At 59.6% G+C, this 6,251-nt stretch carries 7 protein-coding genes; all 7 read right to left on the bottom strand.

The annotated features are described in order from the left end of the window. Nucleotides 1-194, bottom strand: a 194-nt coding sequence (locus tag NF876_RS33445) for an ATP-binding cassette domain-containing protein (RefSeq protein WP_262272463.1), incomplete at its 3' end; no start/stop codon positions are given. Nucleotides 195-237: 43 nt separating this feature from the next. Then, entirely contained in the window at nt 238-1,182 is a 945-nt protein-coding gene (locus NF876_RS33440; protein WP_262272462.1) for a carbohydrate ABC transporter permease, read from the bottom strand. 6 nt (nt 1,183-1,188) lie between these two features. Further along, nucleotides 1,189-2,064, bottom strand: a complete 876-nt coding sequence (locus NF876_RS33435) for a carbohydrate ABC transporter permease (protein WP_262272461.1) — start codon at nt 2,062-2,064, stop codon at nt 1,189-1,191. A gap of 60 nt (nt 2,065-2,124) precedes the next feature. Beyond that, on the bottom strand, nt 2,125-3,321 hold the full coding sequence (locus NF876_RS33430) for an ABC transporter substrate-binding protein (RefSeq protein WP_373696760.1): 1,197 nt from the start codon (nt 3,319-3,321) through the stop codon (nt 2,125-2,127). Nucleotides 3,322-3,495: 174 nt separating this feature from the next. After that, nucleotides 3,496-4,284 carry an RraA family protein gene (locus NF876_RS33425; protein ID WP_262272459.1) on the bottom strand — a complete coding sequence of 263 codons (789 nt, stop codon included), beginning with the start codon at nt 4,282-4,284 and terminating at the stop codon, nt 3,496-3,498. A 51-nt stretch (nt 4,285-4,335) separates the two neighbouring features. Beyond that, the gene (locus tag NF876_RS33420) at nt 4,336-5,247 is read right to left on the bottom strand and encodes an amidohydrolase family protein (RefSeq protein ID WP_262272458.1); all 912 of its coding nucleotides are present in this window, start codon (nt 5,245-5,247) and stop codon (nt 4,336-4,338) included. Then, nucleotides 5,244-6,134, bottom strand: coding sequence for an NAD(P)-dependent oxidoreductase (locus NF876_RS33415; RefSeq protein ID WP_262272457.1), 891 nt, complete (start codon nt 6,132-6,134; stop codon nt 5,244-5,246). Before NF876_RS33415 ends, NF876_RS33420 begins: the two co-directional genes overlap by 4 nt. Nucleotides 6,135-6,251 lie beyond the last annotated feature (117 nt).

Below are 6,251 nucleotides of genomic sequence, written 5' to 3'. Positions count from 1 at the left end.
TTCGGGCCGATGCGCAGCTCGCCGCCGGAGATGTTCTCCAGCCCGGCGATCATGCGCAGCAGGGTCGACTTGCCGCAGCCCGACGGCCCGACCAGGATCACGAACTCCCCGTCCTGGATGTCGATCGGCACCCCGTGGATGACCGGGACCGTTCCGAAATTCTTGCGGATGTTGCGGATCTCTACTGAGGCCATTTCTGAATACCTTCCGATCGTGTCCAGACGCCGGCTAAGACGCTTATCGACCAACCCCAAAGCTGATGCCCGTTGAGATGAAGCGCTGGAGCAGAATGAAGAGTGATATCAGCGGGAGCGTCGCGATCACCGCACCGGTCATCAAAAGCGACCACTCGGTTCCCTCGCTTGATTGCAGCACAGCAAGACCGAGCTGGATTGTCTTAATGTGGTCACTGTTCGTGATGATGAGCGGCCACATGAAGTCGGACCAGGCGAACTGGAAGCTGAAGACACCAAGCGTCGTCAGGGCTGGAATCGCCATCGGCAGCGTAATCCGCCAGTAGATGCCAAATTCACTGGCGCCGTCGATGCGGGCGGCGTCCTCCAGCTCGGATGGCATATTGAGAAAGAACTGGCGTAGGAAGAAGATTGAATATCCACTTACAATTCCGGGAAGGATCAGGCCCTTGAAGCTGTCGAGCCAGCCGGTTCCACCCATGCCGAGCCAATCGTTTCCCCCCGCCAGCGGTATGTGCTTCATGATCACGAATAGGGGAATGACCAGCACCTCGTGCGGAATCATGACGGTGGCGAGAATGACGAAGAAGATTGCGTCTCGTCCGGGGAACCGATAGCGGGCCAGCACGAAGGCTGCCATGCTGGAGAGAAGCAGCTGCAGGAATGTTCGGACGGTCGCGTAGATCAGGGTGTTCCAGAACAGCAGGCCCATTTTCATGCGGGGATCTGACCAGATCCGCGCAAAGTTGTCCCAGCGGATGGTCTCCGGGAGAATGTGAGGCGGGTAAGCGTAGATTTCCGGCTCAGACCGCAGGGCGATCGATATCATCCAGAAAAACGGGAACAGCATGACGAGCGCGATGACAGTGGCCGGCAGGTAGAACCCGAACCAATCCTTCAGGAGCCTTCGCACTGCCGGGCGTATGCTCAACTCCACATGATCGTCACGTGTGAGTTCTCTCGTCAAAGCTGTCGGATTTGCGGTCATGTGTGCCTATCCGTAGATCTCTTTGCGGGCGACAAGCCGCAGGTTCACCATCGACACGGCGACCAGGATGACAAACAAGGCAAGCGCCATCGCGGAAGCGTAGCCAACCTCAAGGTGAACAAATGCAGTCCTGTAGATCTGGTGTACGATGGTCGTGGTCGAGTTGTTCGGCCCCCCGCCCGTCATGACAAAGACCTGCGAGAACACTTGGAACGACGCGATAATGGAGGTGATCGTCACATAGACGGTCGAAGGCGCCAGCAGCGGCAGCGTAATGTACCGGAAGCTGCGGGTTGATCCGGCGCCGTCAAGGGAGGCTGCCTCATAGAGCTCGCGGGGGATTGACTGAAGTCCAGCTAGGAAGATCACCATGTTGAAGCCAAGCCCCTTCCAGATGCTCATGATGATGACGCTGGGCATTGCCCACGTGCTGCTGCTGAGCCACTGCTTCGGGGAGAAGCCGAACAGCGCCAGAAGATAATTGAACAGGCCAGTCGTCTCCGAATAAAACAACATCCATACAAGAGCCGTTGTGACGAGCGGCGCAACGACTGGAGCATAATAGACGGTGCGGAAGAAGCCGACGCCCGGTAGCCTGCGATTGATGAACAGAGCAAGCAGAAGTGACAGGGCCATGCCGACAGGAACAGTCACAATCGTGTAATAGGCTGTGTTCAGCACCGCGGTCCAGAATACATCGTCGTCCAGAAGGTCCTCATAGTTGAGCAGGCCAATCCATTTCGGTGATCCAAGAATGTCATAGCTCGTAAAACTCAGGTAAACGACGAGCAGAATCGGGAACACCACGAAGAAGGTCAGCCAAGCCAACGGCAAGCCAAGGAAAACAGATCCAAGAATGATCTTCTGCCGATTCAGACCCATCATTCACTCCTGCCAGGAACGGTGTGGGGCGGCGCGACCGCAGCGGTCGCGCCGGAATTCTTAGCGCCGCAGGCCGCGATTGGCCTGACGCGCGGCATTGTTGATGGTCTCCTGAGGATCGGCTCCTGAACTGATCGCTTCGAGAGCTGGCCGAAGCGCATCGACGACCTTCGTCCACTTGGCCTGAACCGGATAGATCTTGACGTTGGCGGCGATCTCCTGCGCCTTGGCGAGGGCCGGCACCTTCTGGAACGTTTCCTTCGCGTAGGGCTCGTTGACGACCGCCGGGGAGACACCGGTCTTGAGCACCTGGATGCGGTACTGCTGCGCCTGGGGAGACGCCATGAACTTCACGAACTTCGCCGCTTCCTCGGGATGCTTACTGGACGCGAAGGCTGTGTAGGCTCCCACACTCGCGACTGTTCCGGAAGGACCACTGGGCGTCGCGGACGGGAACGGCGCCACATCGAAGGGTTGCGCGGGCTTTCCGAGATTCGCGGCCGCATAGAAGATCCACGGACCATCAAAAATCATCCCGAAGCGGCCAGTGAGCAAACCGCTGCGCATGTTGTCCTGCGGCACGTTGGTCGATATCAGCCCTTCGCGTGCCATTTTGCTGAGGAAGCTGACCGCCTTTATGCCGGCTTCGTTGTTGAAGGCCACTTCGGTCTCATCGGCATTGAAAACCTGCCCGCCATTGGCATAAAGCAGGCTGACGAAGAAGTAGATGATATTGTCCTGATCCCCTACCGCCAAGCCATAGCGTTCAACAGCGTTTCCAGACTTCTTGGAAAGCGCCTTGGCCGAGGCGTACAGTTCATCGAGGGTTGCAGGGCCCTTCTCCAGTCCGGCCTCCTTGAAGGCATCAAGGTTGTAGACGATCATCCGCGGATCCTGCGCGTAAGGTACGCCATAGACGCCGTCCTTGTACTGGACGTAGTTCCAGGAAGCTGGATAAATGCTGCCCTTGATATCCGCCGCTCCGTACTTGTTCAGATCAATGAGAGATCCGGAGGCCGCGAACTGAGTCAGGAAACCGCTCCAGATTGGACTAACGTCCGGTGCCGTACCAGAGGCGACCGCTGTCGTGATCTTCTCGAAATTCCCGCCGAAATTGACCTTGGTCCGTACGATCTTGATGTCCGGGTTAGCCTTTTCGAAGGCCTCGATCATCTTGATCGTCGCCGTCTCTTCCTGAACGCTATGGCCTTCCCAGAACTGCAGCTCGACCGGTGCTGCCTGAGCGGCACCGTTCATTGCGAGGGATGCGCCGAGTACGAGACCGGTGGTCAAATAGCTCATCTTCATCATCGTTTCCTCCGTTGTTCCGAGCCTCCTTGGCAGAGGTCTGCTTGATCTCCGGCGGAACCGCCGCCGGGGCAGAGTGGTCCCAGCCGGAAGCACTGTGAGGCGCGCCGGCCGGGATGTGTCTTAGGCCCGGTCGAGCGCGGCGTAGTACTCGTCAACCGCGGCGAAATCGACCGTGCTGTCGACGGGCATCCCGAGCGCTTCGTAGTGACTCTTTCGTGACTTCATGTCGGCAATGAGCACTGCCTTGGCATGGCGCGCCACCTCCTCGGCGACTTCGAGGGGAACGACCACAAGACCATCGTCATCGCAGCCGACGATGTCGCCTGGACGAACTTGGGCTCCGCCAAAGCCGATTGTCGTCTGCGTCTCAACGGCCTCGATGCGGCCAGGAATGATCGTGCGGCCGCGGCTCTTGGCGCAGACAGGAGTCTTCTGCTGCAGGATCTCAGCTGTATCGCGGCACTGGCCATTGGTGATGATCCCGACAGCGCCAGCTTTGACGGCGCGCAGGGTGTTTTCTGAGCCCCAGAGACCGACGTTGTCGGCGCCGCCGACGTCGGTCACGACCACATGCCCGGGCCGGATCTCATCGTTGAAGCCGAGTGCGCCCCGTCCGACCTTGTCGAACCAGATCCCATGGGCATTGACGATGTCTTCCGTGGTATCAAGCTTCCACATCGGTTTGTTGGAAGGGACACATCGCAGCGTGTAAGCGACGCCCCAGAATCGCATGCCGAGCCAGAGTGGTCGAATATCTTCCGAAACCAAGCCGATGTTGAAGTATCCGATACCGTCAAGGGCATCGCAGACGTCAACGACCCGCAGCGGCTCAAAATATTTTCGGATTCGGAATGCATCCGGCTGGCCTGCGGTTTTGGTTCCCGTGGTGGAAGCGAGTTTTGTGTCCATTCTGCTCTCCTGCTGGGTTGGACGTGCTCGTAAGCCCGTGGTTGAAAGCGGTTAGAGGCGGTAGATCCGCGCTGCGTTGTCGTGGGTGAGCTTATGCTGCTCCGCCATCGGGCGGTCGGCGATCGCCGCCAGGAAGCCCGCTACAATCGTTCCGTAGGAGGCCACGAGGCTGTCCACGGGATAGTTGCTGGCGAACATGGCTCGATCGACTCCGAAGATCGCAATAGCATCGCGGATTACGGGCCCATTGCTCTCCAAGCTCCAGGGAAGCCCCTTCTGTCCGAGGCCCGAAATCTTAATGGCAACGTTCGGGCAGGCCGCTACCCTCTCAAGGGCGTTGCGCCACGCGGCGAGCCCCTCCGGGCTGCGATCCGCAGGCAGGCCGGTATGGTTGATGATGATCGGTGTGTTTGGAAAATCGCGTGCGAGATTGGACGCAGCATCCAAGTGCCACCATGGCGTCTGCAGATCGAAGGATAATCCGAGGCTTTCTAAGATGCCGTATCCTTTCCGCCATTGTGGATCGTCCATCGATCCCGGTGCGCCACGCTTTGCCTCACCAGGAGAGCCCGCTGCAGCGGGCTTGTGACGGATGCCACGCACGATAGAGAAGCGGCTTTGCCGGTAAAGCGTCTCATCAGTATCTGGCGCGTCCAGGGCCGCATGAGCCACGCACACTGTCGGAAGGCCTTCCCGGCGCGAGAGGGCATGCAGCCATTCGGTCTCAGCCACCGGCCGCGACCGATCCCACTCAGCTTCGATGTGAACCGTTTTCACGACTCGGTATGAGCCAATGTCGCGTCGCAGGTCGGCAGGGAGATAGTTGCGCTTGAGCGGTGAGTAGTCGCCGTATCGAAACGGGATCGGGTCCGGATCCTGAAGCCAAGGATAATAGTTTGTACTGAGATTCCAGAAATGCTGATGCGCATCAATGATCGGGATCTCGGCCCTGGTGTCGTTCATGATCCCTTTCCCTCATAAAGACGCACGATGGACGCTGAGTCCTCCATCTCGTTGCCTTTCCCGACATAGGCAGCGTATCGGTCACAGGCGGTTTCGACGATCGGGAGGGACAGGCCAGCCGTGCGCTCGAAATCCACGACAGCCTTAAGATCCTTGAGAAGCTGGCGTGCATAGCCCTTGGGCGTCGCGAAATCGCGTGCCTTCATCTGCCGGTATATCGTCTGCAGCAGGACGCTGTCGGCCGCACCTCCCGCGAGGCACTCCGGGAGACGCTCAGCCGCGATGCCTGCTGCTTCGGCGAGCACGACGGCTTCGGCCATCAACACATAACCAGTCCCGACAATTGCCTGGTTGATGATCTTGGTGGTTTGCCCGGCCCCGACCGGACCCATGGGCGTAAAATTGGCTGCAAGGTCATCCATGATGGGTCGGATCGCCTCGATATCCTCGGGCTCGCCGCCGGCCATTATGGTCATCTTGCCCTGGCGTGCGGCCCCGGGACCGCCGGAGACCGGCGCATCGACCCAACCGGCTCCAGTCTCGGTGCGCAGGCGCAGGGCCATCTCGCGGGTGGCCTCCGGATCAGCCGTGGAGAGGTCGATGACGATGCGTGGCTTGTTTCGCGCCGCCGCAATTCCGTCCGGCTCGAAGACGCAGCGCCGCACGGCTTCTGTGTGCAGTACGCACATCAGAACGATATCGCTGCTATCAGCTACGGCGGCGGGACTTGCCGCAGCGACTGCGCCGTAAGGAATGACCGTATCGAGACGCTCCGGCTCCTGATTCCAGACCGTCACGGCCCAGCCTCGTTCGAGGAGGCGACGGGTCATCGCCTCGCCCATCAGGCCGATGCCGACGAACCCGAGCCGCGGCCTCGCTCCTGTCATAGCTGTGTCTCCAGAACACACTCGCGCGGGCTGCGACCCGGCGCTTGGAGACTTAGCGCCTTGTTCGAGATCAACGTCTCTGGGCATGACACTGCCGCGTGACGCTGCGGGCGGAGA

The sequence above is a fragment of the Microvirga yunnanensis genome (assembly GCF_025460875.1).
This window is presented reverse-complemented; position numbering and strand designations above follow the sequence as displayed.

Coding starts and splice junctions, on each gene's coding strand:
- NF876_RS33425 (WP_262272459.1), bottom strand. CDS start 4,284: ATGGACACAAAACTCGCTTCCACCACGGGAACCAAAACCGCAGGCCAG.
- NF876_RS33440 (WP_262272462.1), bottom strand. CDS start 1,182: ATGACCGCAAATCCGACAGCTTTGACGAGAGAACTCACACGTGACGAT.
- NF876_RS33415 (WP_262272457.1), bottom strand. CDS start 6,134: ATGACAGGAGCGAGGCCGCGGCTCGGGTTCGTCGGCATCGGCCTGATG.
- NF876_RS33420 (WP_262272458.1), bottom strand. CDS start 5,247: ATGAACGACACCAGGGCCGAGATCCCGATCATTGATGCGCATCAGCAT.
- NF876_RS33430 (WP_373696760.1), bottom strand. CDS start 3,321: ATGAACGGTGCCGCTCAGGCAGCACCGGTCGAGCTGCAGTTCTGGGAA.
- NF876_RS33435 (WP_262272461.1), bottom strand. CDS start 2,064: ATGGGTCTGAATCGGCAGAAGATCATTCTTGGATCTGTTTTCCTTGGC.